A 25,295-nucleotide genomic window follows, 5' to 3' on the forward strand; every position below is an offset into this window, starting at 1 on the left:
TCGTCGATGGGGTGAAGAGGAGGAGCGCGGTGACCTGGCATCCGCACGCGAACCGATTGAAGACGTTCCTGTTGCTGGTCGTCTTCTCCGCGCTGATCGTGTTCGTGGGCGCGCTGTTCGGCCGGTCCATCATGTACCTGGCTGTGCTGTTCGCGGTCGGCATGAACGTGTGGGTGTACTTCAACAGCGACAAGTTGGCGTTGCGTGCCATGCACGCCCAGCCGGTCAACGAGGTGCAGGCCCCGGCGATGTACCGGATCGTGCGCGAGTTGGCGACCACGGCGCACCAGCCGATGCCGCGCCTGTACATCAGCGACACCGCGGCGCCGAATGCCTTCGCCACGGGGCGCAACCCGCGCAACGCCGCGGTCTGCTGCACCACCGGAATCCTGGACATCCTCGACGAGCGTGAGCTGCGTGCCGTGCTGGGCCACGAACTCTCCCACGTCTACAACCGCGACATCCTGATCTCCTGCGTCGCCGGCGCCATGGCCTCGGTGATCACCGCCCTGGCGAACCTGGCGTTCTTCGCGAGCATGTTTGGCGGCAACCGCGACGGTGGCTCCAATCCCTTTGCCATCCTTCTGGTTTCGCTGCTTGGCCCAATCGCGGCGACCGTCATCAAGCTGGCGGTGTCGCGCTCCCGGGAGTATCAGGCCGACCAGTCCGGTGCCGAGCTGACCGGGGACCCGCTGGCGTTGGCCAGCGCGCTGCGCAAGATCAGCCGCGGCGTCGAGCTGGCACCCTTGCCGCCGGAGACCCAGCTGGCCGACCAGGCCCACCTGATGATCGCCAACCCGTTCCGGGCCGGCGAGAAGATCGGCAAGCTGTTCTCGACGCACCCGCCCATCGAGGATCGCATCGCGCGCCTGGAGATGATGGCGGGACGGGGTCCCGGACAGTACTGAGTTGCGGCGGCATCCTGCGGTACGTGTGCAGGGGAGATGCGCAGCATCTATGGTGAGCCTGTGCTGAGCAGAATTCTGATCGGCCTGGTGGCTGCGGGGGCAGCCGTGATGGGCGTGGCCGGTGTGGCCCACGCTGATCCGGAACCAGCGCCGCCCCCGCCACCGCCCCCACTCAATCTCGGCGCGCTTGCGCCCGCCAAGCCCTCGGACTTCGCCATGCAGGATGGCGCCGTCTACGGCTTCGCCGTGCCCGGCGACATCGCGTGCGTCATCAGCCGCGGGTCGGGCAACTATGGCTGCAGCGGTCCGATTCCCGCCGCGCCCGACGGGGCCAACGTGGTCACCGGCGCCCAGCAGGGCTCACCGGGCTTCAGTAGCTCGGACCGGCCGCTCTACGTCTTCGACAAGCTGCCCAACCGGTTGCTGCCCGGCACCCGCCTGAGCTTCCGCAATGTCACCTGCGGTACCGACGGCACCACCACCCAGTGCACCAACTCGTTCGACGGCGGCGGCTTCGTCATCAGCCCGACGGGCAGCTTCGTCCTCGGCCCGAGCAACCCCCTGCTGCTGAACACGGGCGAGGGCAAGAACCCGTACTTCAACTGATCGGCTAGAAGCCCGACCCGTGCACCTCGTGGCCGGGCTTCTCGGCGGCCAGCCCCCGGTAGGCGTCCTCGACCGTGGAGCCGTGGTTGATCACACCGTCGACCTCCCTGGCGATGGGCATGTTCAGTCCGTACTTCTCGGCGAACTCCATCACCACGCTGGCGGCCTTGACCCCCTCGGCGACCTGGTTCATCGCTGCGATGATCTCTTCGACGGACTTGCCCGAGCCCAGCTGCTCGCCGACGTGCCGGTTGCGGCTGCGCTGGCTGGTGCAGGTGACGATGAGGTCGCCCATGCCGGCCAGCCCGGCGAACGTCTCGCGCTTGCCACCCATGGCCTCGCCGAGCTTGGACATCTCGTTGACCGCGCGCGCCATGACGAGCGCCCGGGTGTTCTCGCCGATGCCCAGCGCGTAGCCCATGCCGACGGCGATGGCGTACACGTTCTTGAGCGCACCGGCCATCTCGACGCCGACCACGTCGTCGGTGGTGTAGGTGCGAAAACGCTTGGTACGGAACAACCCTGCCAGGTTGGCGGCCAGATGCTGATCGGGCATGGCGAGCACCGCCGCGGCGGCATATCCGTCGGCGACCTCGCGGGCGATGTTGGGGCCGGCGAGGATGCCCGCCGGGTGGCCTGGCAGCACCTCGTCGACGATCTCGCTCATCCGATAGTTGGTGCCCTGCTCGAGCCCCTTGACCAAGGACACCACCGGCACCCATGGCCGCAGCTCCTTGGCCAGTTCGGTGAGCACGCCGCGGAACCCGTGCGACGGCACGCCCATCACGATGACGTCGGCGCATTCGGCGGCCTCGACGAAGTCGGTGGTGGCCTTCAGTGAGTGGGCGAGCTCGACCTCGTCGCCGAGATAGCGGCTGTTGCGGTGGTTGTCGTTGATGTCGTCGGCGGTCTCCTGGGAGCGCACCCACTGCAGTGTCGGCCCGCGCCTGGCACAAATCGACGCCACCGTCGTTCCCCAGGAGCCTCCACCGAGGACGACGACGTTCGGTTCGCGTTGCGCTGGTGCCATGGCGATCAGGGTATGGCCGGCGCCGGGCTCTGGAGGCGACTTTGCGAAGGCACGGTTCAGGTTGCCAGAGACGCCGGGATTCCCCGTCGGTCAAGATCAATCAGCACGTCCGTCAATCTCTTTGCTCAAGAGCTTGTCTACCGGGAATTTCGCTAGCTAGGATAGGTCGCTGGGAACGCGTACAGGGGGCTATGCTACGGGGCATCGCACACGCGCCTGCCTCACGTTTAGGAGAATCCGTGAAAACCAAGTTCCTCGCCGCGCTGGTCATCGCCTGCGCCGGCCTCTTTGCCGGCCTGTTCGCGGGCGTGGCGGCTCCCGCGTCGGCGAGCTGTGCCCCCGGGTTCACCTCGATCCCGTGCACCATCGTGACCAACGTGGCCCAGGCGCCGGCGACCACGGTGGGCAGTCTGCAGGCGGCGCCCGGTCAGTTTCTTGGTCAGACCTGCGACCAACCCACAAACGGCAACCCCTCCGCTAACGCCAGCAGCTGCGGTCTGCTGAGCATCACCAACCTGAACGGCACCGGGTGCCCGCCCAACAGTGACGGATCCTCCAGCGAACCGTGTGGCCTGACCGCAGCGCCGGGGCAGCTCGGTAGCGCGATCGTGGCAGCGCCCGGTCAGCTCGCGGGAAGTCTGGCGGCGGCGCCGGCCCAGCTCGCCGGCGGCCTGCTCTCTGCACCCGGGACACTCTTCAACTCTCTGACGCACGGCGGTACCTACACGCCGGATCCCGCCCCGACGGCCCCTTAGGGTTTCGACAGTTTCAGCCTGAGTTCAACACACCGGCGAGCCCGGAGACGTCTGACGTCTCCGGGCTCGCTGCATTCTGGTGCACGGATCCGCGCCGGCGCGGCCGATAATGGCAGGAGCACAACCGAGGGGGCTCCGTGTCGGTGTCGGTGTCGAGGGTGGAGAAGTCTCATCCCGAAACGCTGATGGCTGCTGCCGATCGATTGTCCGCCAACCTGACTCGGCTCGACGGCGCCATTGCCGAGCAGAGGCGGGCACTCGACGAGCTGGGCGCGGCGTGGCAGGGTCGGGCGGCGTCGGCGGCAACGGCCCGGGCCGAGGCCGACCTGCGCCGGCAGGTGGCCCTGCGGGCGCGCCTGCAGGCCATGCAGCAGGCGCTGCAGTCCGGCGGCGCCCAGCTGTCCTCGGCGCGCCAGGCGGTGCTCACGGTGGTGACCGGGCTGCGGGCCGTCGGTTGGCAGGTCGCCGACGACGGGGCCGCGACGCCACCGCCGTGGTTTCCGGCCTCGCTGACGATCATGGCCGTGCCCTTCACCGCGCTCATCCGGCGACTGCTGGAGGCGTTCGAGACCATCGACCAGCACACCGCCGCGGCCGTCCGCGCCGCGACGGGCGCGGTGCCGCCCAGCGGGGCACAGCCCTCGGTCGCCGTGCCCGCATCCGGTACCGACCCCGCCGAGGTCAACGCGTGGTGGACATCGCTGACCCCGCAGCAGCGTCAACGCCTGATCGCCGAACATCCCGCCGCGCTCGGCAACCTCAACGGCATTCCCGCCGGCGTCCGCGATCAGGTGAACCAGGCCGTGATGAACGACGACCTCGACCGCGTCCGCGAGGTGGCGCAGCGCAACGGGGTCTCGGCCGACGACGTCGTGCACGATCCCGCCCGGTTCGGCCTATCGGCGGCCGACGCCACCCGCTATACGAACGCGGTGCAGGCCAAGCGCGGACTGGACCACCAAAGGGGTGGCGCCGCATCCGATCCCAACGTTCGCCCGGTGCTGCTGTGGGCCTATCAGCCGCTGGCCGACGGTGGGCAGGGGCGCGCGGCCATCTCGATCGGCAACCCGGATACCGCGCAGAACACCGCCGTGATCGTGCCAGGGACCGGAAGCAGCCTGCGCGACGGTTGGCTCTCCGACGGCCACGACGACGGCATCCACCTGTACGACCAGTCCAAGCTCGGCAACCCGGGGCAGGGCACCGCGGTCATCTCCTGGATGGGTTACGACGCACCGGACAGCTTCACCGACCCGCGCATCGCCACGCCGTGGCTGGCGCGCTCCGGGGGCGATCTGCTGGCCGCCGACGTCAACGGGCTGGCCGCGACCCACCTCGGGGCGTCGCACACCACGGTGATCGGACATTCCTACGGGTCGACGACGGTGGCGGACGCCTTCGCGGGCAGCGGCATGCGCGCCAACGACGCGGTGCTCATCGGTTCCCCGGGAACCGATCTCGCCAGGAGTGCGGCGGACTTTCACCTCGACGGTGGCAAGGTCTACGTCGGCGCCGCGTCCACCGATCCAGTGTCCTGGTTGGGCACCCCGGGACCCGTCGCGACGAACCTACTGAACCAGGAGCTAGGCAGCCCGCTCGGTCCGCTGGCCGGGCTGGGCACCGATCCGGCCGGTGACGCCTACGGCTCGGTGCGCTTTCATGCCGAGGTCGCCGGTTCCGGCGGGCTGGACGTCGGGGACCACTCCCACTACTACGACAGTGGCAGCGAGTCGCTGCGCGCCATGACCGACATCGCGAGCGGCAACGCCGAGCGCCTCACCGAGAGCGGATCTGTCGCCGAGGGGCGCCACCAACCGCACGTCTCGACGCCGGATCACGTCGACACCCCGTTCGGTCGGGTGCCGATTCCGCACCTCGACACCGACATCCCCGGCTCTCCGGCGATCATTGACCGTGAGGCCGATCGACCAGGGAGCTCTGTCACCACTGACCACTCATATCGCCCGGATGACTAGGCGACCCAGGTGGCGGGCTTGGACCGCCGCCGTCGCGATGACGCTCGCCCTAGGAGGCTGTACGACCATGTCACGCCATGACAGCGGGACCAACGACGTCGACCATCCGGCGGATCCGATGAGCACCCAGCAAGCGCGCGACCAGGTCACCGCGCCGGCCAAGCAGATCGCCCAGCTGGCCAAGCTGCAGGACGCCTACGCGGCGTTCTCGTTCAGCTCGTGCAACGACCAGGGCGACCCGCCGTACAAGGGGGTCGTCCGGCTGAACTTCACACTTCCGCCCGGGCAGAAGGCCGACGACTACTTCGACGGCATCGCCGCGACCATGGTGGCCAACGGCTGGACCGATGGTCCACCGCCGAACTACGTGACCTACGGCCGGGTGATCCATCGGCAGGGCGTCGTCGCCGTGATGGCGCCAGGGCCCGCTGCCGGCTGGGCCAACGTCGAGCTGTCGGGGGAGTGCCGCAACATGGACCGCCACGACGGCGACGGCGGGTTCGACTGGACGAAGTTCCCGCTGGGCTAGACGGTCAAGCCATACCGTCTAGCCCAGCAACTCCGTCATGACGTGCGGCCCACCAGAGCTCGACGTGCGATCCATGGCCCCCTCGTGCGTCCAGCGGCTGAACGATCACGCCATGCTCGGCCCGCCCGACGAGACAGTGGTCCGTTCTTTGCCAAAGAGATACAACAATCAAGCGACGGTGAAGTCGACGGTCTTGGAACACCGCGGTGTGGCGGTCGATCACGACGTCGGTGCCCAGGGTCTGCACGCAGTCGTGATTGACCGCGGTCTCGGCGTCGGTTTCGGTCGCCCGACACTGCGTCGCTCCTGCACGAGCGGCTCCACAGCGGCTCATGGGTCAATGAAGTGGCCCCTCGATCGTGGCGAGTGGACGGCCGGAGCGAGCGTGTCGCACCGCGACGATTTCAGCGAGGATCGACAGAGCTGTTTCGCCGGCACTTCTGCCGCCGAGGTCCAGTCCGATGGGTGAGTGCAGACGAGCCAATTGTGCGGGGGTGGCCCCGGCGTCACGTAGTCGGCGTAGACGGTCGTGATGGGTCTTTCGGCTTCCCATGACACCGATGTAGGCGGCTGAACTCCTCAGTGCGGCCAGTACGGCTGGCACGTCGAACCTGGTGTCGTGGGTGAGAACGCAGACGGCGGTCCGACCATCGATGTGGGTTTGAGCAAGGTACTCCCCTGGCCATTGCCGTACCACCTCGTCGGCGCCCGGGAATCGGTCGGGGGTGGCGAACACCGGCCGAGCGTCGCACACCGTGGTGTGGAAGCCCACTGCTTTGCCGACCGCCGCCAGCGCGGTCGCATGGGAACTGGCACCGACGATGATGAGGCGAGGTGGCGGGTAGAGAACGTGGACGAATACGCACACCTCGGCGGGCAGGGTGTCGCCGCCCTCCCTTGCCATGCGGTGCAACCCGCTGCCCTGGCTCGTCTGCACCGCCGATGTCAGGAGATCGGCGACGCGGGAGTCCAGTGCCGGTTCGCCGAGGGAGCCCACACCTTCTCCGGAGTCGAACCGGGTCATCCGATAGCTGGGCGAGTCGGCGAGGCGGGCCACGTCCGTCGCCCAGGCTGCGGTAGTCGACTGCCCCACGGCGGCGAGGATCCGTCCGAACCCCGGGAAGGACTGTTCGTCGACCGCCTCGACGAACACGGTGACCGTTCCGCCGCACGTCAGCCCTGCTGCCAGGGCGTCGGCATCGGAGTACCCATACTGTTCCAGCCGCGGCGGCGCCCCCTGCAGGATCTCCATCGCTGCCTGATACACCGCACCCTCGACACAGCCACCGGACACACTACCCAGCGCCTCTCCTTTAGGACCGACGACCATCGTGGCCCCGATCGGCAGCGGCGAACTGCCCCGTGACGCGACGACCCGACACAGGGCGAAGCGGTGTCCGCCGCGATACCAGTCCCCCACCTGATCTGCGAACTCCGCGAGGAATGTCATGGCATCGCCAACCGCTTGCCGACGTGGGTACCCGTCAGGGCGAGGTCGTGACGGAGTGCGTCGACGAGGGTACGGCGATAGTCCACGACGAGTTCGTGATGCCTGCCGTTGACAGTCAGCTCGAGGAGCAGTCGGTTGGTCACTGCTGGGCCTCCGTGGGGGTCGGCGCGATGGCGAGCCAGGGTCGCGGCCACCACGTGCGGGTGAATCGGTGTGTCGTTCAATTCGATTCCGGTGAATCGCAGCCCGTCGTCGACGGCGTTGATCACCGCAGCCGGCGCCGATCGGTGGTGCCGGCTCGATCTACGTCTGGGGTGACGTCAGAACCTTTACGCAATAGGTCTTTGGCACTTCCTACAACGAAGAGGTGCTGGTATCGGATGAGCTTCGCTTCTCCGACCCGGCGAAGTTCTCGGCGATGATGCTGCGGGAAGAATTCGTGTGCGGAGAGATACCGTTCAGCATTGAGTGACCTCCGGTGGCGACTCGCCTGGCTGACGCTGAGGTCGTCGGCTGACAACCTCGAGACGAACCCCGGCAGTTACGCGTTGTCGAACTGGGCAAGGGCAAAGGCGCACGAGGAGGCGACATGCTCGCGCATGAGGCGCTCGGCGAGGTCGTGGTCGCGCTTGCTGATGGCGGTAAGGATGCTTTCGTGCTCGACCAGCGCGGTTTGGCTGCGCTCGTCGGGATACTTGTAGTTGGCGCGAAAGCTCACCGTGAACGCGAGCACCTGGCCGACCAGAGTGGCGAGGAAGGGACTGCCGGCGGCATTGCTGACAGCGGTGTGGAACTCGAGATCGGCCATCGCCTGGTCTGCGGCAGATCCGCGCGCGCTCATCCGGCGCAGCCGCGTCTGGGCGTCTTCCATGGCCTCGAGTTGCTCGATCGTCGCGCGTTCGGATGCGAGCCGGGCGGCGTGGGACTCCAAAAGCCCACGGAGCGTGTAGATCTCCGCGAGGTCGTCATTGGTGATCGTGCGCACCGACGCGCCCCTGTTCGGGACCACCTCGACGAGTCCTTCGCTCTGCAGGATGATCAGCGCTTCGCGAACGGGCGTCCGGCTCACCTGCAGCCGTTCTGCGAGGTGCCGCTCCGGCAACGTCGTCCCAGGGGGAAGTTCACCGGTGAAGATTTCCGAGCGCAGAATGCGGGCGATGCCCTCACTCGTGCGTTGGGAAAGCGAGATGGTCTCGGGACCAACGCCGTCCATCTGTCTCCCTGTCTCCTTGCACTCGAATCTGTGCGCATCCTATCTATCTCGGTCCCGCGCGGGCGAGTGGTCCTGGTACGGTGTGGGCGGCCCCGTTGGCGGAGCTCGCCCACACCGTTCCCGTCAGGCCGCGACTAGCGTTGCACGGCAACGGTTTCAGTGGCTAGGCCAGCAGTCTCGGACATGTCCCAAACCTCGTCGTCGGCATAGTTCGAGCCACCCCACCGGTACGCGTCGAGCCCGCCGAGCTCGGCCTCCTCAGAGATTCTGATACCGCCGAAACGCTCGAAGAACAGGCACATGGCCAGCGCGGGGATCCCGACGACTGCGACCGTGGCGAGGACGCCAAGCAGCTGCCAGAGCGGGTTGATCTCGGCTACACCGACGGCATACTTGCCTTCCAGGCCGATGTAACCGCCTGTTCGGGTGCCCCATTGGATGAAGCCGACCGCGACCGCACCCACGATGCCAGGGCCCAGCGCCAGAGGGACTACCTTGGGGTCGTCGATGCCGAGGCGACGGACCACCATCGCGGTACCGAGAGCGACGAGCGGGCCACAGCCGCCCAGAATTACACTCGCCCACGCGGTGCCCACATCGAGCAGTGTGCCGCAGATGACGACGCCGGCAATCGGCCCGAGCAAGGCCCAGTTCGCTTCGCGACGGCGGTAGGCGATGAGTAGACCGACCACACCGCCGCCTAGGAGCGCGGCGAAGAGATTGACGATGACCACGCCGATACCGCTCTGGGTGAAGGAAATTCCGAAGAAGCCCACGTCCGGAACGATGTAGCCACTTCCGATGGTCACGAACGGGAGGGCGAACACGATGAGTAGCGTGCCGACGGCAACGAACGCCGCGTTGTGGGCCGCGGGGCGCGCACCCGAGGGATGGCGGGTGAAGGCACCCAGGCGAGGACCGACGCGCCAGGCCAGGACAAGGGCGAACGTGCCGGCAGTGATGTAGAGCGGAAAGACGCCGTCGAAGTCGTGGGTACCGCGAAGGGTCAGGGGAGACAGCGAGCCCCAGCAGAGGTAGCCAACTGCGGGTGACAGCACGGCGCCGATCACGAACGACATCACATAAAAGGGAAGAGGCTTGATGCGCTCGACCACACCGGTGTGGATCAGTCCGACAGTGGCCATCGTGAAGGTGACGAAGAAGATGAGAAAGATCTGGAGGACGTCGGCCTCAGGCAGCAGTTGCGGCGAAATATACCGGGAAGCCGTGTTCGTGAAGGTGCCTCCAATCCACCAGTCCTTAACTGCCTGCCACAGCGGGGACGGTACGCCGAAGGCCGAGTCGAATTGCCACTGCCAGATCGGATAGCCGATGAGCAGCGTCCCGAGACCGCCGACCATCGCGCCGCCGAGCTTCTGGACGACGGTATCGAGGACGTTGCGCTTGCGGACCATGCCGATGTCGATGAACACCAGGCCCGCCAGCACGAGCACCACCGCCACGGCGCCGAGCGTGTAGATGAATGCGGACATGATCCAATTCGTTGACGCCTGTTCGGCGAACTGCTCCATCTGAGCTCCTGATCTACAGCGCCGAAGGCGCGTGGGATAGGCCGGCGACAGCTGTCACTCGGTATCGATGGACCGTGCTCACGGCCACGAAGCGTGAACGTACACGTGTATGCCATTTAGCGGAACAGTGTTGGCGAACTCGAAACATCTGGGCGAAATGCGTAACACGGAGTTCACGATCACCCAGCATTTTCCCAGTTAGTGGCCAAATTCGAGAAAGTTTAGGCTTCCTGTTGCGTATTCACCGGAGCCGTGACATACATGTATGCCATGGCATACCACCCCGATTCGGAGCCCGCAGTGACCGAGGTTTACAACCGAGCGGGATTCGGGGGCCGGGTCGAGCGAGGTGCCCGTCCGGCCGTCGTCGTCGTCGACCTGACGAACGGCTTCACCGACTCGAGCCTGCCCACCGGAGCGGACCTCGATGACGTCGTGACCCAGACGCGCCGCCTCGTCGAGACGGCGCGAGAGGCGGCCATTCCGGTGGTCTTCACCACCATCGCCTTCGACCAGGCCCGGCTGGTCACCTCCGCCTGGCTGCGCAAGGCGACGGGCATGAGGGCGCTGGTCGAAGGGTCCTCACTGGTGGCAGTGGACGCAAGACTGCAGAAGCGCGCCGACGAGGTGCTCGTGACCAAGCACGGAGCTTCGGCCTTCTTCGGCACCGATCTCTCCGCGATCCTGACATCCCAGGGCGTCGATACAGTGGTCATCACCGGCGCAACCACGAGCGGCTGCGTGCGGGCCACCGCCGTCGACGCGGTGCAGTCCGGATTCACCGTGCTGGTTCCCCGCGAGTGCGTCGGCGACCGCGCCCGCGGGCCCCATGAAGCCAACCTGTTCGACATTGATGAGAAATATGGCGATGTCATCAGCGTCGACGACGCCGTCGACTACCTCCACAGCTGTCCCAAGCGCAGCGGATCCGACGCGAATGTCTGAATCATCCGAAATCCCAACTCACTCGACGGAGTCGTCATGACAGCCATCAGCCCTGACCCGATCACGACCGTCTCGTCGGATGAGCCCGCAGCGGCGGTGCCCGGTGTCCGGTTCGCGAGCCCGTTCGCGGTGGCGACGCCCGAAGGCGCAGAGGGTTGGGAGTCGATGTACCCCTACTACTCGGTGCTGAGCGAAGCGCGACGGCCCGACGAGGAGAGCCGGTTCTGGTTCTTCGACGGGATGCACAATCCCGAGCCGATGTACCCGTTCGACACCATCGCCACGGAGAACTGGTGGGTGGCCGTGAGTCAGATGTCGACCCGGGTCTGGCCCATCCCGTTGGCCGGCGGGATCGACCATCGGATCATCAACGGCTATCTGTACATCAGCCCGACGGCGGTCACCGACCCGCAGGAGGTCGCGGCGCGCGCCGAACACTTCGCCGCCCGCGCGGGCCACTACTTCGAGAACTGGGACGAGATGTATGCGGCGTGGGAGACCAAGGCCCGCGACTGCATCGCCCGGCTCTCGGCCATCACCTTTGAGCCCTTGCCCGAAATCGAGCCCCTGGAACGGGTTTTGGAAGGTCGCGGCCTCTATTCGACGTACGACATCCTGACCAGTTACAGCTCGTTGATCCACAGCTTCTTCGAGATCGGGTCCTATCACTTCGAGATGCTCAACCTGGGATACGGCGCCTACCTGACGTTCCGGGAGTTCTGCCAGGCCGCCTTCCCAGGGATCAGCGACCAGACCATCGCCTCGATGGTGTCCGGCATCGACATCATGCTCTTCCGGCCCGACGACGAGTTGCGCACCCTTGCCGCGCTCGCGGTGCAGCTCGGCGTCGACGACGCTCTGCTGGCCGAGGGCGACCCCGACACCATCCTGGCCGGTCTGGCGAGCGCACCAGGCGGTGCGAAATGGCTCGAAGCCTTTGAGGCGGCGAAGGATCCGTGGTTCTGGTTCTCGACCGGCGCCGGCTATCAACACAGCGACCGCGCCTGGATCGACGACCTCCGGCTGCCCTTCCAGGCCCTGCGCGGTTACGTCACCGCGCTGCGGGCGGGGGAGGACATCCGCAGGCCCCTGGAGAGGATCCTCGCCGAGCGTACACGTGTCACCGCGGAGTACCGCTCGTACCTACCCACCGATGCCGACCGGGAATCCTTCGACGGGTTGGTCGGGCTCGCCCGCAAGGTCTTCCCGTTCGTGGAGAACCACAACTTCTTCGTCGAGCACTGGCACCACTCGATGTTCTGGGACAAGGTCCGCGAGCTGGGTCGGGTCTTCGTGGCGCACGACTTCTTCGATGACGAGGAAGACATCTTCTATCTGCACCGCAACGAGGTGTACTCGGCCCTGTACGACCTCAACATCGGCTGGGCGACCGGGATCGAGTCGCGTGGAGTCACCTACTGGCGCCCCGAAATCGCCCGGCGGCGGCGAATCCGGGATGTGCTGAAGCAGAGCCCGCCGTTGCCGGCACTGGGCGTACCTCCTGAGTTCCTCACCGAGCCGCTCACGGTCATGCTCTGGGGCATCACCCCCGAGGCCATCGCGGACTGGCTGGGGAGCGCGGACTCCGACGAGTCGGTACTGCGCGGGGTCGCGGCGTCCACCGGCAAAGCGGTGGGCCGGGCCCGCGTCATCCTCGATCCCGAACAGCTCCACGACGTCGAGGACGGCGAGGTCCTCATCTGTCGGATCACCGCGCCCAGTTGGGCTCCGGTCTTCTCGAGGCTCGCCGCCGCGGTTTCCGACGTCGGCGGGATCATGGCGCACACCGCCATCGTCTGCCGGGAGTACGGTCTGCCCTCGGTGGTGGGCACGGGCTTTGCCACCACCACCATCCGCACGGGTCAGCGCGTCGAGGTCGACGGCGACCGGGGCACCGTGCGGATCCTCGACGACGAGCTGGAGCTGACGGTATGACCGACCTCATTCTGTGGATCGACACCCCGGGAACCGCGGGCGATCCCCGCCTCGGCGGGAAATTCGGCAGCCTGGCCGAGATGACCGAAGCGGGCTTTCAGGTGCCGCCCGGCTTCGGTATCACCACAGACGGGTACCGGCACTTCCTCGCCGGATCGGGTCTCGTCGAGCAGGCCCGCCGCACTCGGGAGAACGCCGTGGCGGCTGACCTGGCCACGGTGGAACGCCTGGCCGCCGAGATGGCGGAGGCCATCTCCACGGCGCCGCTGCCGGAAGACTTGGAGGCCGCCATCAGGACCGCCTACGCCGAACTCTCGACGCGGGTGGGCGACGGCGACGTGCCGGTGGCGGTGCGGTCCAGTGGCGAATCCGAGGATCTCGGTGGTGCCAGTTTCGCCGGCCAGTACGACACCTTCCTCTGGGTGCACGGCATCGACGACGTCCTGACCCACGTACGCCGTTGCTGGGCAGGCATGTTCGGCTCCGCCGTGCTGACCTACCGGCCGACGCAGACCGCCGACCTGACCGACTACGGCATCTGCGTCGGCATCCAGCAGATGGTCGCGTCCCGGTCGGCCGGGGTGATGTTCACACTCGACCCGGTCACCGGCGATCGCTCCAAGGTGGTCATCGAAGGCTGCTGGGGGCTGGGGGAGGGCGTCGTCAGCGGTGCGATCACCCCGAGTCGATACGTGATCGACAAGGTCACCTTCGAACAGGTGTCGGCCGAGGTGGCGGTTCAGGAGCAGATGTTTGCCCTCGACCCGACCACCTCGCTCACCGGTCTGATGGACGTCCTTGCCCACCGCCGCGGCGAGCCGTGCCTGTCCGCCGAGGAGATCAGGAGCCTGGTCGAACTGGCCAAGCGGATCGAGCAGCACCGTGGCGCACCGCAGGACATCGAGTGGGCCATCGCGGAGAACGGCGATGTCCGGGTTCTGCAGGTACGTCCTGAGACGGTATGGAGCAACCGCGTCACCGAACAGCTGGTCGCCGCGCCCGCGACGGCGATCAGTCAGGTGTTGGCCCGCTTCGCCGGCGTCGGTGTCACCCGGAGCTCGGGAGCGCCCGGCGCGTGAAACCATCCCGTTTCAGCTATCACCGCCCGGCCAGCGTGGCCGAGGCCATCGCGACCCTGCACGCCCACGATGGTTCGGCCCGGGTCCTCGCCGGTGGGCAGAGCCTGGCGCCGATGCTCAACATGCGGCTGTGGCGTCCGGAGGCACTCGTCGACATCAACGACATCGTCGACCTCGACGAGATCGAAATCGACGGGGAGAGAACCGCTCTGGGGGCGCTGGTTCGCTACAGCACCGTCGAGCGGTCTGCGTTGCTGGCGCAGCGGCTGCCGCTGCTGGTCGAGATGGTGGGCCACATCGGTGACCGTCAGGTCCGCAACCGGGGCACGGTCGGCGGCGCGCTGGTGCACGCCGACCCGACCGGCGAGGTCCTGCTGGCGTGTCTGGTGCTCGACGCGACGGTCGTCGTCCAGAGCCTGACGGGTGAGCGGCGCATCCGGGCCACCGAGCTGTACGACGGCGCCTACTCCACCATCCTGAACGGTGACGAGATGCTGACCGCCGTCGAATTCGACGCATCGCCAGCTCACCATGCCTTCGGCGAAATATGCCGCAAGCACCATGATTTCGCGATCGTCAGTGTGGCGGCGTGCGGTGACGTGGCCTCCGACGGCACCTGGTCCGATGTCCGCGTTGGCCTCGGCGGGGTCGCCGACACCGCATTGCGACTCACCCCGGCAGAAACGTTGCTGACCGGCAGCCGGCTCGATGATGCGGACATCGCGGCCGCCGCCCGGTCAGCGCTCGACGTCATCGACCCTCCCGAGGACATCCGGGCCAGCACGGCCTACCGGCGCCATCTCACCCCAATCCAGATCACGCGAGTCCTGCGCGACTTACGCCGCCGGGCCGCCAACCCCACCACCGACATGACGAGAGCGGGAGCGCTGTGAAACTGCACGAGGAATTCGAAGTTGCCCAGCAGGTCGCCGAGGTGTGGGCGTTCCTGGACCGCCCCGAAGCGGTGGCGGGGTGTATGCCCGGTGTCGAACAGCTCAGTGTGCTGACCCCGGATGACATCGACGTCCGGATCAGCCAGAGCATCGGCCCCATGAGCGCGACCTTCGCTGCCAGCGTGCGGATCACGGACCGTGAGCGCGAGCGCCGGATGGCCTTCACGGCCGTCGGCAAGAGCGTCAGGGGGGCGGCCGGAAACGTCCGTGCCGAGGTGGTCGTCGGGCTGCGCCCCGGCACCACCGGCACCGTCGTCGACGTCGAGGGTGACGTGGCGCTGGCCGGCGCACTCGGCAGTGTGGGCCAGAAGGTGGTCGCCAAACAGGCCGGCAAGGTCACTGCCCAGTTCGCCCGCAACCTGGAGGCTGCCCTCGGCGGGGAGGCCACGGGTGACGCCGACTCACCGCGGCAGGCGACCCCGCGTCCGGCGGCGCTGCCCCCGGTCGGCGCCCCGGGGCCGAGCGGAGGCGGAGTCGTCTCCGGTGCCTGGGTCAAGGCCCTGGTGGCGCTGAACGCGTTGCAGGTCATCGTGGCGATGGTGACCTTGGTCCGGGGCCGGGTCAGCCGATGAGCGCACTGGACGTGAACCCCGAATTCAATTGGCTCCCTGGCGAAGTACCGTTCGGTACCGAGGTGGAGCAGGCGGCGACCGGCTGGATCGCGCCGTACGGCCAGGTGGTGCACCTGCTGCGCACGCGTGACTGGCTGGTTCACCTCACCCCGGATGCGACGCTGGAAGCCCGGGTGGCGGCCATGACCCACGACATCGAGCGGATGTTCCCTGGCGGCCCCACCCTGGACCACGCCCACATGCGCTGGGACGACCCCGCCTACCTCTATCCGCACCAACTTCGCTCCGCGGAGTTCGTGGGGAACTGGCTGACCACCGAAGGGCACGCCGGTGACGTCGACGTCGCGGAGGTGCGCCGCCTCATCGGGCTGCACGAGGTCGGAGGCCTCGGGCTCGCCGACGACGTGCAGGCCGCGGACTCGCTGTCCTTCCTGGAGACCCTGGCCGGTCTTGCCGCCGATTGGGTGCGGAGCGGAACGTGTTCCAGGGACACCGCGATCGCCAAGCTCAGCTACAGCGTCGACCGGATCCGGCTGGAGCGGGCTCTGGAGCCGGCCCGAGCGCTGCTGCCGTGGGCCATCGACCAGATCCCGACCGGAAGCACCGAGGTGTCGTCATGATCGAACCGCCGGTGTCAGGCCGTCGAACAGCCGTGCTGGCCAACGGAATTCGTCATGAAGTCCTGCTCTACAACGAGGATGCCGCAGCGGACCTGTATCTGGTGCCCGGAATCACCAGCCCCGCCGTCACGGCCGACTTCATCGCCGTGGAGCTGGCCGCCGCGGGCTACCGGGTGGCGGTGCCCGACGTCCGGGGTCGCGGTGGCAGCGACACCCCCGGTGCCGGTGGTTACACCCTGGCCGACTATGCCGCCGACGCCGAGGGGGTGATCGCGGCGCTGGGCCTGAATCAGCCTGCGCTCGTCGGCCATTCGATGGGAGCGCGGATCGTCGGGGCGCTGAGCCTGCGGTGTCCCGACTTCGCCCCCGTCGTTCTCGTGGACCCACCGCTGTCCGGCCCGGGCCGCGATCCGTACCCGACCTCCCGCGAGCAGTTCCTCGCGCAGCTTCGCGAGGCGCAGCGTGGTACCGACGCCGAGGCCGTTCGCCGGTTCTACCCGCACTGGCCCGAGCGGGAACTTCAGATCCGCGCGGAGCATCTGGCCAGTTGCGACGAGACCGCCGTGGTGCAGACCCACGAAGGCTTCGAAACCGAGGACTTCCACGAGATCTTCGTCGAGCTCGGTGCGCCGACACTGCTGGTGCGGGGCGCCGAGAGTCCGGTGGTCCCGCAGGCCGCCGCCCGTGAACTCGCCGCGCTGCGGCCCGATATCGCGATCCAGGACGTCGCCACCGCAGGACACATGGTGCCGTGGGACAACCTGCCGGGCTTCCTCGAAGCCGTACTACCTTTCCTGACCCCAGCACCCCGCGCCTGAAATCCCTTCCCCTGCAACCGAGGAACTCGTCATGGACCAGAACCTGTTCAACCAGATCTGCCTGCAGCAGCTCACGCTCTCGGCCGTCAACGAAAGTGAGACGGTGGCCGTCCTGTCCCGGGGCCACGACCGCGCGGAGTACGCCGACGCCTTCCTCTGGGCGGCACAGCAACTCGGTGCGGCCACCTACCACATGCGGCTACCCTCACCGGCGTCCGCCAGTGGGGCGTGGGCCGTGGGCGACTCAGGCCTGGGCACCAACCCCTTGGCCGTCGAAGCGCTGAAGGCTGCCGACATGGTCGTCGACCTCACCTTCCTGCTCTTCAGCAAGGAACAGTTCGCCATTCAGGACGCTGGCACGCGGATTCTCACCGCTGTCGAGCCTGCGCCGCTGCTGGCGCGTCTCATGCCGACAGTGGAACTGCGCGAACGCGTCGAGGTGGGCGCGGAACTGCTGGCGAAGGCGCAGACCATGCGAATCACCAGCCCGCACGGCACTGACGTCACCTATCAACTCGGCCTGTATCCCACCCTGAGTGAGTACGGCTACACCGACACCCCGGGTCGCTGGGACCACTGGCCGGCGGCGTTCGTGTTCACCGGCGGCACCGACGAAGGGGTGGACGGGACGATCATGCTCTCGCCCGGGGACGTCCTGCTTCCGTTCAACACCTACGTGCAGACCCCGGTGACCCTGACCGTCGAGGCCGGCTTCATCCGCGACATCCGCGGCGGGCTGGACGCCGACCTGCTCAAGTCCTACATCGAATCCTTCGACGACCCGCGGGGTTACGGCATGTCCCACGTGGGCTGGGGTCTCGACGAGCGGGCCCACTGGCACGGTCTCACCCAGTTCGGCGGTGGCATGGGCATGGAGCTGCGGTCGTTCTACGGCAACGTGATGTTCTCGATCGGTCCGAACAACGAACTCGGCGGACCCAACGACACCCCGTGCCACTTCGACATCCCGATGCGGGGCTGCAGCCTCTACCTCGACGACGAGCTCATCGTGGACGCCGGAGAACTGACCGTGCCCGAGATGCGACCCGCGGGACGCCGGTGACCACTGTGGGCAACGCGCCGGAGCAGATGATCCGGATATCGACGGTCGTCAACGGCGACGAGCGCAGCGACGACGTCCCGGTCCGGATGCACGTCGCCGACTTCTTGCGGCAACACCTCGGCCTGACCGGCACCCACGTCGGGTGCGAGCAGGGGGTGTGCGGAATGTGCACGGTGATCGTCGACGGTGAAGCGGTGAAGGGCTGCCTGATGCTGGCCTGCCAGCTCGACGGCCGGTCGGTCCAGACCGTCGAGGGTCTGGCCGAGGGCGACGAACTCGACGATCTGCAGGAGGCGTTCGGGGCCCACCACGCCCTGCAGTGTGGGTTCTGCACCCCCGGCTTCCTCATGACCGCGACCGCGCTGGCCTATCAGGGCGGTTGCCCCGACCGCGAGACCATCACCGAAGAGATATCCGGAGTGCTGTGCCGCTGCACGGGTTACGCCCCCATCGTGGCGGCCATCGAGGACTACTTCGCACACCGGAAGGACGGAGCAGCAGAATGACCGCCGTCGAGGAGCGCCGTACCGACACCGATCGGGACGACACGCCCCGTGGCCGGGTGTTCGGAACGTCGGTGCGGCGCAAGGAGGATCCACGCCTGCTGCGTGGCGACGGCCAGTTCACCGACGACGTCGAGCCTGCGCGGACGGTGTACATGGCGGTGGCGCGGTGTCCGTATCCGCACGCCCGCATCGGCGCCATCGATACCTCCGCCGCCCTGCAACTCGCGGGTGTGCTGCAGATCCTGACCGCGGACGACATCCGCGAGAGCACCGGTCCACTGACGGTGCTCCGGCCGGTTCCCGGCGCGCCTGCACTGCCGTACCGCGCACTCGCCGACGGCGTCGCCACCCACGAGGGCCAGCCCGTCGTCAGCATCGTCGCGACCAGCCGCCACATCGCCGAGGACGCGCTCGAGCTGATCGACATCGACTACCAGCCGCTGCCGCACGTCGTGGATTCGGTTTGCGCACTGGAGCCGTCGGCTCCGGTGCTGCACCCGGGGCAGCTCGAGACCAACGTGCTGGCCACCCAGGTCGACCGACGCGGTGAGCCGGAGCAGCGGATGGCGGAGGCGGCCCATGTCGTCAGTGGGCGATTCCGGATCAACCGGGTGACCCCGCTGCCGATGGAGCCACGCGCGGTGCTGGCGCAGTGGCGACCCGGTGCGCGGATGCTCACGGTGCACTGCTCCACCCAGGTGCCACACCTGATCCGCAAGCAGCTGGCCGAAACCCTGCATCTCGACGAGAGTGAGATCCGCACGGTCGCCAGCGACGTCGGAGGTGGCTTCGGGCAGAAGCTCGGAGTGTTCCCCGAAGACGTCCTGGCCTGTGTGCACGCCATGACGCTGCGGCGTCCGGTGAAGTGGACCGAGGATCGCGGCGAACACTTCCGCGGGTCCACCCATGCTCGGGAAGCCGTGCATGACTACAGCATCGGGGCGGACGCGTCCGGCCGGATCGTCGCGATGATCAACCGGTACCTGACCGACCTCGGCGGCTGGAACTCACCTTTCGGCTCGGCGCAGTTGTCGAGTGTGGTCTTCAACGGGCCGTACGACGTCTACGACGGCATGGTGGAACGCCGGGTGGTGCTCACCAACAAGACACCCGTCGGCGCCTATCGGGGCTACGGCCAACCCGAGGTGAACTTCGCCTACGAACGGCTGATGGACCGCCTTGCTCGAGTCGTCGGTGTCGACCCGGTGGAGTTGCGGGCTCAGAACATGGTGACCTCGGCCCAGATGCCATGGCAGAACCCCACCGGCGCGGTCTACGACAGTGGCGACTACGAGCGCTGCCTGAGAATGGCGGCCGAGGCGGTCGGATGGAGCACTCACGCTGCGCTGCCGAGGGATCCGCGCCCTGACGGCCGGATCGTCGGAATCGGGTTCTCCTCTTTCGTCGAGCGCACCGGCTATGCCAGCGCGCGGTTCCTGGCCAAGCGCGGCTCGCAGTTCGGCGCCCACGAGAGCGTCACCCTGCGGGCGAACCGCTCGGGCGGGGTTGATGTCTACACCGGTGTGTCGACGATGGGTCAGAGCAGCGAGACCGCCTTCGCCCAGGTCGTCGCCGAAGTCACCGGAATCGCCTACGAACGGATTCGCGTTCACTCGGGTGACACCGCATCGTCGCCCCTGAACACCGGTGCCTTCGCCTCGCGCACCATGATCGCCGCCAGCGGCGCACTGCGGGACGCCGGAGAGGAACTCGCGGCCAAGACCCGTCGGCTCGCCGCCTTCGTCCTCGGCGGTGCCTTCGACGAGGTCCGCATCGACGGGCGGGTGGCGCGCCTTGAAAACGGCACGGCGCAGGTCGAACTCGCCGACGTGTTCACACGGGCGATCACCGGTCAGGGCATACCGGAGGGTGAGGACCCCGGGCTGGAAGCGACCGCGCACTTCGAACCACTCGATGCCGCGTATTCCTTCGGCACCGCAGCGGCCGTCGTCGCCGTCGACCCGGAGACCGGGGAGTTCGACGTCGAGCGGTTCGTCATGGTCCACGACAGCGGGACGGTCGTGAACCCGGTGGTGGTCGAAGGCCAGGTACGGGGCGCGCTGATGCAGGGCTTCGGCGCCGCGCTGGGTGAAGAGCTGCGGTATGACCAGGAGACCGGTCAGCTGATCAACGGCTCGATGCTGGACTACTTCGTTCCTACCGCGGCCGACGCCACGCCGATCGAGCTGCTGCACACCGAGGTTCCCTCTCCGGTGACACCGTTCGGTATCCGGGGAGTCGGTGAAGTGGGGACCATCCCGCCTGGCGCCGCCATCGCCAACGCGGTGTGTGATGCCCTCGCGGAATGGGACGTCGACCTGACCGCCTTGCCCATCACGCCAGAGTCGATCTGGCGTGCCCTCGAGGCCGCACGGGCCTCTTCTTCTAACACTGCGGAAAAGGACTCTTGATGACCGCCACTTCGTCACGCATCGGGCTCATAGTGCCGAGCTCCAACACCACCATGGAAACCGAACTGCCCGAACTGTTCCGTCGTCAGAGCGCGGCCACCGGGCACGCCTACACGTTTCACTCGGCCCGGGCGTCGATGCGCAACGTCAACACCGAGGAATTGCTCGCCATGGTGGGTAAGGCCGGTGATTGCGCACGCGCCTTGTCCGACGCCGACGTCGACGTGATCGCCTACGCCTGCCTGGTGGCCGTGATGGCGCAGGGCCCGGGAGCCCACCGCGAATCCGAGGACGTCATCGCCAAAGCCGCTGCCGACAACGGACATCCGGCGACCGTGGTCAGCAGCGCGGGCGCTCTGGTCCGCAGCCTGACCGCGCTGAACGCCGAGCGCGTCGCCATCGTCACGCCCTACGTACCGGCGTTGACCAAGCTGGTCACCGACTACCTCGAAGGCGAGGGGATCTCGGTACTCGACGCCGTCGCCCTCGGTGTTGACGACAACCTGGCGGTGGGCCGCCTGGATCCGGCCAACCTGCCCGCGTTGGCCCGGAACCTCAGTCGCGAGGGTGCGGATGCCATCGTCTTGTCGGCCTGCGTCCAGATGCCATCGCTTGCGTCCGTTCAACTCGTGGAGGACGAGCTTGGGCTCCCCGTGATCTCGGCGGCCACCGCCACGGCGTACGAGACCCTTCTCGCGCTGGGACACGCCCCCGCCGTCGTCGGCGCGGGATCTCTTCTCGCCTAAGTCGGCACGAAGCGGTTAGTCAAAGCGGGAAGGCACGTAAGGACGAGTTCACCCGCACCAATATCCAGCGCGGTCCAGTTGGGGAGGATGGCACCCGCGAATCGAGAGGCTCCCGCAATGCTTCGCTTCGGCGTTGCCCACGCAACCCGAGGATGCGCTTCGCCATGCGCCGACGGGTCCTATGAGGGCTGTGACGCGGGCGTGAGCGCGATACCGGCCTGCCCCAGCGCGAGGCCGTGGTGACCGACACCTGGAAGCGTGCGGCAGCTCCGCGCAGCGGCCAGCCGTCCTCTACGACGCAACGCGCCAATCGCAGACGACCAGTCTCGGACAGGGGCATTACGGTGGTCCACCAGGACCTCCGAGGTGAGTTGGTGCGTTCCTAGACAGCTCGCACTTCACTCGGAGGTCTTCGTCGTGTCCACCACACGACGCCGTTTCCAACGTCCGCGGTCAGGTACAGCTAGCGGTAGTTGACGAACTGCACCGCGAAGTCGAGGTCGGCGCCCCGCAGCAGCGCCTGCACGGCCTGCAGGTCATCGCGTTTCTTGGAGCTGACGCGGATCTCGTCACCCTGGATCTGCGCCTTGACGCCCTTGGGGCCCTCGTCACGGATCAGCTTGGTGACCTTCTTGGCGTCCTCGCTGCTGATGCCCTGCTTGATGCTGCCGATCACCTTGTAGGTCTTGCCCGACGGCTGCGGGTCACCGGCGTCGAAGGCCTTCATGGAGATGTCGCGTCGAATCAACTTCTCCTTGAACACGTCGACGGCGGCCTTGACGCGTTCCTCCGTGGAGGAGACCAGGATGATGCCCTCCTCGCCCTGCCACTCGATGGTGGTGTCGGTGCCGCGGAAGTCGAAACGGGTGGCCAGCTCCTTGGCGGCCTGGTTCAAAGCGTTGTCGACCTCCTGGCGATCGACCTTGCTGACGACGTCGAAGCTGGAATCCGCCATGGACTCGCTCCCTCCCTTTGTCGATGCGTTTTCGTCTTGAGCCCATCCTCGTTGTACCCTGCTACTCGCACCAAACCCGGGTCGGGTTTGGGGCGAGCACCAGGCAGGTTGCCCGAGCGGCCAATGGGAGCGGACTGTAAATCCGTCGGCTAACGCCTACACAGGTTCGAATCCTGTACCTGCCACACAGCTCAGCCCCCCTTTCGAGGGGGGCTGTTTTGTTCGAACGCCTGCGGATTGTCACGGATTGTCACAAGTCGCGCCTAACTCTGCGTCCGCCAGCCAGCTTCTTCTTGGTGAGGACGACGTCGAGCAAGCCGCCATCGCGGCTTTGGGTTCCACGCTCACGGCCAGGTGCGTCGTATGCCGCTGTCGGAAACGGCGAAGCAAGCGGCCCCGCTCGACCGAGCCTTGATGTGAATCTGCCGTTGAGCGGCGTGAAACCGCCGGATCATCTCGGAGATCTTGAGCTGCTGGTTATCCAGATAGAACATGGGGGCGTCGAACTCGACGAGTGGTCGACGCTCAGCGTCGGTGCTGCGTATGCGGCCGTCCTTATGGAGCGGGAACCACCCACGATCAAGACCAAATCGCATCCACACTTCGTCGGCGGTGTCCTGGGCGTCATCGGGGAAGTGATCGACGACGAGGTGGATCAGCCACCCAAGCTCGATGAGCCCGGCCGCAACGCGCTTGCCGAGACTCCGGTCGAGGAAGAACTCAGGCGGCTCGTTTGAGTCCAACGCGACAGATCTCTTCAGCCTCTGGGACTGTCAACCCGTACTCGTCCGCGACGACGGACAGTGACTCACCGGCGGCCCAAAGATCGAGGACCGCGCGGATCGGCACCTTGTTGCGCTCGACGACGGGGTCCCCCCACGCGAATCTCGGGTCGACGATGACTTGCGCATCATTACCGAAGCCGGGAAGCTCGAGCCGCGCCGCGTAATCGCTCCCGTCCGCCCACGTGATGTACCGAAGGTAGTCGCCGACGATCTCACGGATGAGGACTTGGTGATCGCCGACACGGGCGAATTCGTCATCAGCGTGATGGATGAAGATGTCGATGCCGTCGGTGGCAATGCGCTTGCTCGCCAGGGCAAAGTCGGTGCCAAACGTGTCCCGGACGTCCGCGACTGTGTCTGCTATCTGACGTTTGGTAAATCCCAACTCGTTCCTCAGGGCTCGCAAGACAAACGCCTCCACGAGAGCGGCGAACGGCACCGACGCAGCACCTCTGCGCGCGGGCGGGACATGGTGAACCAAGGGTGCCCCGCCGCGAGACCCAACGCTGAGCCAGTGATAGACGGTCGAGCGGGGGATATCGAGGAAAACGGACACGTCGCGCGGTGTGAAGAGGGGGTCATCGAAAATGTCCACCGTCATCGCGGTCACCACCTTCCCGCATCGCGCTCGTCGCTCCCCCAGACAGAAGTATGCATCACGGGTCTCACAACCGGTTTGGACTGCGGTTGATTCAGTCGCAGCCCGAATCGTGGCCGACGACTCGCGAGAAGCTCTGCGCCGCTGCCGAGAGAGCCTCGGGCTGGGAATGCACGTATGTCTGCATCGTGAATGCCTTCGAGGAGTGACCTAGCCAGGCTGAGATGACGGCAATGGGTACGTCCCGGAGGTGCATCAGTGTGCCGCACGTGTGGCGGGCATCGTGATAGCGGATGTGGCGGACGCCGGCGGCCTTGAGCATCCGCGCCCATCGCGACGTAAGCGCATGCGGGCTGAGCGCCCTGCCGCACTCGTTGACAACGACGAAACCGCTGGGTTCGTACTCCTCACCCAGCATGAGCCTGTCGGCCGCCTGGATTGCACGGGCTGAGCGCAGGGTCGCCGCCAAGTGGTCGGGTATCGGCAACGTTCGGCGCCCGGCCCGTGACTTCGGTGTGTCCTCGACGAGGTGCTTGCCGAATCTCAATCGCGTAGACGCTATCTGCAGCGTCCGGTTCTCGAGATCGATGTCACTCCAACGCAAGCCAGCGACCTCGCCCCGCCGAAGTCCCGTAAGTGCGAGCTGCCATGCGATCGCGTACCGGTCCCCGTCGACGTGCTTGAGAACCGTCTGGAGCTCCGCGGGTGTGAATGTCTCCGCCGGCTTCGCGTCGGCGGGGATTCGGTCGACGAGCTCCGCGACGTTCCGCACCGCGTGGCCCTGGCGCATCTGGTCTTTCAAGACCGCGGTGAGGAGTCCGAGCATGTAGTTGATCGACCGCGGGGACCAAGGCTTCCGGGTCTTGCCTGTGGGCGAGGACAGTCCGCCAGCGCGCAGCTTGGTCACCAAGTCGTCGAGGTGACGCTTGGTCAACTTCTGCACCTGAATCTCGCCGACTTCGGCCATTGCGGCGGCGAGGTTCACCCTGTGTCCGTGCAACGTCGATGGCTTGAGTCCGTGCTTAGCCGCCAGCCAGTCCTCGCACGCTTCAGCGAGGGTGACCTTCGTGGGATGGACGTAGGTGCCGCGACTCACTTCGCCGCGGACGGCGTCCAGCGCCGCTCGGGCTTCTTTCTCTGTGGTGTAGCGCTTCCGGAACTGTTTGCGTTTGCCATCGGCCTCGCCGACGTCAACAGTGAGCTGGTAGCGAATGGCAGGCCTTCCGCCATCGCGTTGGGCGAGCTCCACCCGCTTGATCTGCGGGGGGAGTTGTCGACGTTCGGCCATCACAAGCTTCTACTGGTTGATG

Annotated in this window: 25 protein-coding genes, 1 tRNA gene and 1 pseudogene; 17 read left to right on the top strand and 10 right to left on the bottom strand. The window is 67.0% G+C overall.

Annotation, left to right across the window (positions count from 1 at the left end; translation table 11 throughout):
- The first annotated feature begins 29 nt into the window (after positions 1–29).
- Positions 30–908, top strand: coding sequence for a zinc metalloprotease HtpX (htpX, locus tag SBI80_RS00080; protein ID WP_318972178.1), 879 nt, complete (start codon positions 30–32; stop codon positions 906–908).
- Between the two features lie 60 nt (positions 909–968).
- Positions 969–1,514 carry a hypothetical protein gene (locus SBI80_RS00085; RefSeq protein ID WP_318972180.1) on the top strand — a complete coding sequence of 182 codons (546 nt, stop codon included), beginning with the start codon at positions 969–971 and terminating at the stop codon, positions 1,512–1,514.
- 4 nt (positions 1,515–1,518) lie between these two features.
- On the opposite strand, the gene SBI80_RS00090 is transcribed toward SBI80_RS00085, so the two are convergent.
- Positions 1,519–2,544, bottom strand: a complete 1,026-nt coding sequence (locus tag SBI80_RS00090; RefSeq protein WP_318972181.1) for an NAD(P)H-dependent glycerol-3-phosphate dehydrogenase — start codon at positions 2,542–2,544, stop codon at positions 1,519–1,521.
- 239 nt (positions 2,545–2,783) lie between these two features.
- Here SBI80_RS00090 and SBI80_RS00095 point away from each other — a divergent pair, with 239 nt between their 5' ends.
- From SBI80_RS00095 to SBI80_RS00105, 3 genes are all read left to right on the top strand, one after another.
- Positions 2,784–3,299, top strand: coding sequence for a hypothetical protein (locus tag SBI80_RS00095; RefSeq protein WP_318972183.1), 516 nt, complete (start codon positions 2,784–2,786; stop codon positions 3,297–3,299).
- Positions 3,300–3,484: 185 nt separating this feature from the next.
- Complete coding sequence (locus SBI80_RS00100; protein WP_413232643.1) at positions 3,485–5,275, top strand: alpha/beta hydrolase; 1,791 nt, start codon at positions 3,485–3,487, stop codon at positions 5,273–5,275.
- Between the two features lie 67 nt (positions 5,276–5,342).
- Positions 5,343–5,804 carry a lipoprotein LppJ family protein gene (locus tag SBI80_RS00105; RefSeq protein WP_318972187.1) on the top strand — a complete coding sequence of 154 codons (462 nt, stop codon included), beginning with the start codon at positions 5,343–5,345 and terminating at the stop codon, positions 5,802–5,804.
- Positions 5,805–6,141: 337 nt separating this feature from the next.
- Here the strand turns inward: SBI80_RS00105 and SBI80_RS00110 are convergent, their stop codons facing one another.
- The 4 genes from SBI80_RS00110 to SBI80_RS00125 form a co-directional block, all read right to left on the bottom strand.
- Positions 6,142–7,254, bottom strand: coding sequence for an XdhC family protein (locus SBI80_RS00110; protein WP_318972188.1), 1,113 nt, complete (start codon positions 7,252–7,254; stop codon positions 6,142–6,144).
- A complete protein-coding gene (locus SBI80_RS00115) occupies positions 7,251–7,397 on the bottom strand; it encodes a (2Fe-2S)-binding protein (protein ID WP_318972190.1) in 147 nt (48 codons plus the stop codon). Before SBI80_RS00115 ends, SBI80_RS00110 begins: the two co-directional genes overlap by 4 nt.
- Positions 7,398–7,795: 398 nt before the next feature.
- On the bottom strand, positions 7,796–8,467 hold the full coding sequence (locus SBI80_RS00120) for a GntR family transcriptional regulator (protein ID WP_318972192.1): 672 nt from the start codon (positions 8,465–8,467) through the stop codon (positions 7,796–7,798).
- A 134-nt stretch (positions 8,468–8,601) separates the two neighbouring features.
- A complete protein-coding gene (locus SBI80_RS00125) occupies positions 8,602–9,999 on the bottom strand; it encodes an ammonium transporter family protein (RefSeq protein WP_318972194.1) in 1,398 nt (465 codons plus the stop codon).
- A 300-nt stretch (positions 10,000–10,299) separates the two neighbouring features.
- On the opposite strand from SBI80_RS00125, the gene SBI80_RS00130 reads away from it, so the two are divergent.
- Genes SBI80_RS00130 through SBI80_RS00180 form a run of 11 tightly spaced genes read left to right on the top strand, consistent with a single transcriptional unit; the run spans position 10,300 to position 21,647 of the window.
- Positions 10,300–10,944, top strand: coding sequence for an isochorismatase family protein (locus SBI80_RS00130; protein WP_318972196.1), 645 nt, complete (start codon positions 10,300–10,302; stop codon positions 10,942–10,944).
- Positions 10,945–10,980: 36 nt separating this feature from the next.
- A complete protein-coding gene (locus SBI80_RS00135) occupies positions 10,981–12,879 on the top strand; it encodes a PEP-utilizing enzyme (RefSeq protein ID WP_318972198.1) in 1,899 nt (632 codons plus the stop codon).
- Positions 12,876–13,958 (top strand): PEP/pyruvate-binding domain-containing protein, encoded by a 1,083-nt coding sequence (locus tag SBI80_RS00140; RefSeq protein WP_318972200.1) that lies wholly within the window; start codon positions 12,876–12,878, stop codon positions 13,956–13,958. Before SBI80_RS00135 ends, SBI80_RS00140 begins: the two co-directional genes overlap by 4 nt.
- On the top strand, positions 13,955–14,851 hold the full coding sequence (locus SBI80_RS00145; protein ID WP_318972201.1) for an FAD binding domain-containing protein: 897 nt from the start codon (positions 13,955–13,957) through the stop codon (positions 14,849–14,851). The genes SBI80_RS00140 and SBI80_RS00145 overlap by 4 nt, the downstream gene beginning before the upstream one ends.
- Positions 14,848–15,483 (top strand): SRPBCC family protein, encoded by a 636-nt coding sequence (locus SBI80_RS00150; RefSeq protein ID WP_318972203.1) that lies wholly within the window; start codon positions 14,848–14,850, stop codon positions 15,481–15,483. The genes SBI80_RS00145 and SBI80_RS00150 overlap by 4 nt, the downstream gene beginning before the upstream one ends.
- The gene (locus SBI80_RS00155) at positions 15,480–16,103 is read left to right on the top strand and encodes a hypothetical protein (protein WP_318972204.1); all 624 of its coding nucleotides are present in this window, start codon (positions 15,480–15,482) and stop codon (positions 16,101–16,103) included. The genes SBI80_RS00150 and SBI80_RS00155 overlap by 4 nt, the downstream gene beginning before the upstream one ends.
- Positions 16,100–16,921 carry an alpha/beta fold hydrolase gene (locus tag SBI80_RS00160; protein ID WP_318972206.1) on the top strand — a complete coding sequence of 274 codons (822 nt, stop codon included), beginning with the start codon at positions 16,100–16,102 and terminating at the stop codon, positions 16,919–16,921. The genes SBI80_RS00155 and SBI80_RS00160 overlap by 4 nt, the downstream gene beginning before the upstream one ends.
- Positions 16,922–16,952: 31 nt before the next feature.
- Complete coding sequence (locus tag SBI80_RS00165) at positions 16,953–17,984, top strand: 2,5-dihydroxypyridine 5,6-dioxygenase NicX family protein (RefSeq protein ID WP_318972208.1); 1,032 nt, start codon at positions 16,953–16,955, stop codon at positions 17,982–17,984.
- The gene (locus tag SBI80_RS00170) at positions 17,981–18,490 is read left to right on the top strand and encodes a (2Fe-2S)-binding protein (RefSeq protein ID WP_318972209.1); all 510 of its coding nucleotides are present in this window, start codon (positions 17,981–17,983) and stop codon (positions 18,488–18,490) included. Before SBI80_RS00165 ends, SBI80_RS00170 begins: the two co-directional genes overlap by 4 nt.
- Positions 18,487–20,901 carry a xanthine dehydrogenase family protein molybdopterin-binding subunit gene (locus SBI80_RS00175; protein WP_318972211.1) on the top strand — a complete coding sequence of 805 codons (2,415 nt, stop codon included), beginning with the start codon at positions 18,487–18,489 and terminating at the stop codon, positions 20,899–20,901. The genes SBI80_RS00170 and SBI80_RS00175 overlap by 4 nt, the downstream gene beginning before the upstream one ends.
- Positions 20,901–21,647, top strand: a complete 747-nt coding sequence (locus SBI80_RS00180) for a maleate cis-trans isomerase family protein (protein ID WP_318972213.1) — start codon at positions 20,901–20,903, stop codon at positions 21,645–21,647. The genes SBI80_RS00175 and SBI80_RS00180 overlap by 1 nt, the downstream gene beginning before the upstream one ends.
- Positions 21,648–21,774: 127 nt before the next feature.
- Here SBI80_RS00180 and SBI80_RS00185 read toward each other — a convergent pair.
- A pseudogene (locus tag SBI80_RS00185) lies at positions 21,775–21,987 on the bottom strand (IS481 family transposase); the annotation flags it as partial.
- A 123-nt stretch (positions 21,988–22,110) separates the two neighbouring features.
- Complete coding sequence (locus SBI80_RS00190) at positions 22,111–22,602, bottom strand: YajQ family cyclic di-GMP-binding protein (protein WP_318972214.1); 492 nt, start codon at positions 22,600–22,602, stop codon at positions 22,111–22,113.
- Positions 22,603–22,704: 102 nt separating this feature from the next.
- On the opposite strand from SBI80_RS00190, the gene SBI80_RS00195 reads away from it, so the two are divergent.
- Positions 22,705–22,787, top strand: a tRNA-Tyr gene (locus tag SBI80_RS00195).
- Between the two features lie 159 nt (positions 22,788–22,946).
- Here SBI80_RS00195 and SBI80_RS00200 read toward each other — a convergent pair.
- The 3 genes from SBI80_RS00200 to SBI80_RS00210 form a co-directional block, all read right to left on the bottom strand.
- A complete protein-coding gene (locus tag SBI80_RS00200) occupies positions 22,947–23,345 on the bottom strand; it encodes a PIN-like domain-containing protein (protein ID WP_318972217.1) in 399 nt (132 codons plus the stop codon).
- A complete protein-coding gene (locus SBI80_RS00205) occupies positions 23,323–23,988 on the bottom strand; it encodes a DUF433 domain-containing protein (RefSeq protein WP_318972219.1) in 666 nt (221 codons plus the stop codon). The genes SBI80_RS00200 and SBI80_RS00205 overlap by 23 nt, the downstream gene beginning before the upstream one ends.
- A gap of 91 nt (positions 23,989–24,079) precedes the next feature.
- Positions 24,080–25,273 (bottom strand): site-specific integrase, encoded by a 1,194-nt coding sequence (locus tag SBI80_RS00210; protein ID WP_318972221.1) that lies wholly within the window; start codon positions 25,271–25,273, stop codon positions 24,080–24,082.
- Positions 25,274–25,295 lie beyond the last annotated feature (22 nt).

Origin of the sequence: Mycolicibacterium sichuanense (genome assembly GCF_033741125.1) — a bacterium.
Lineage (GTDB): Bacteria > Actinomycetota > Actinomycetes > Mycobacteriales > Mycobacteriaceae > Mycobacterium.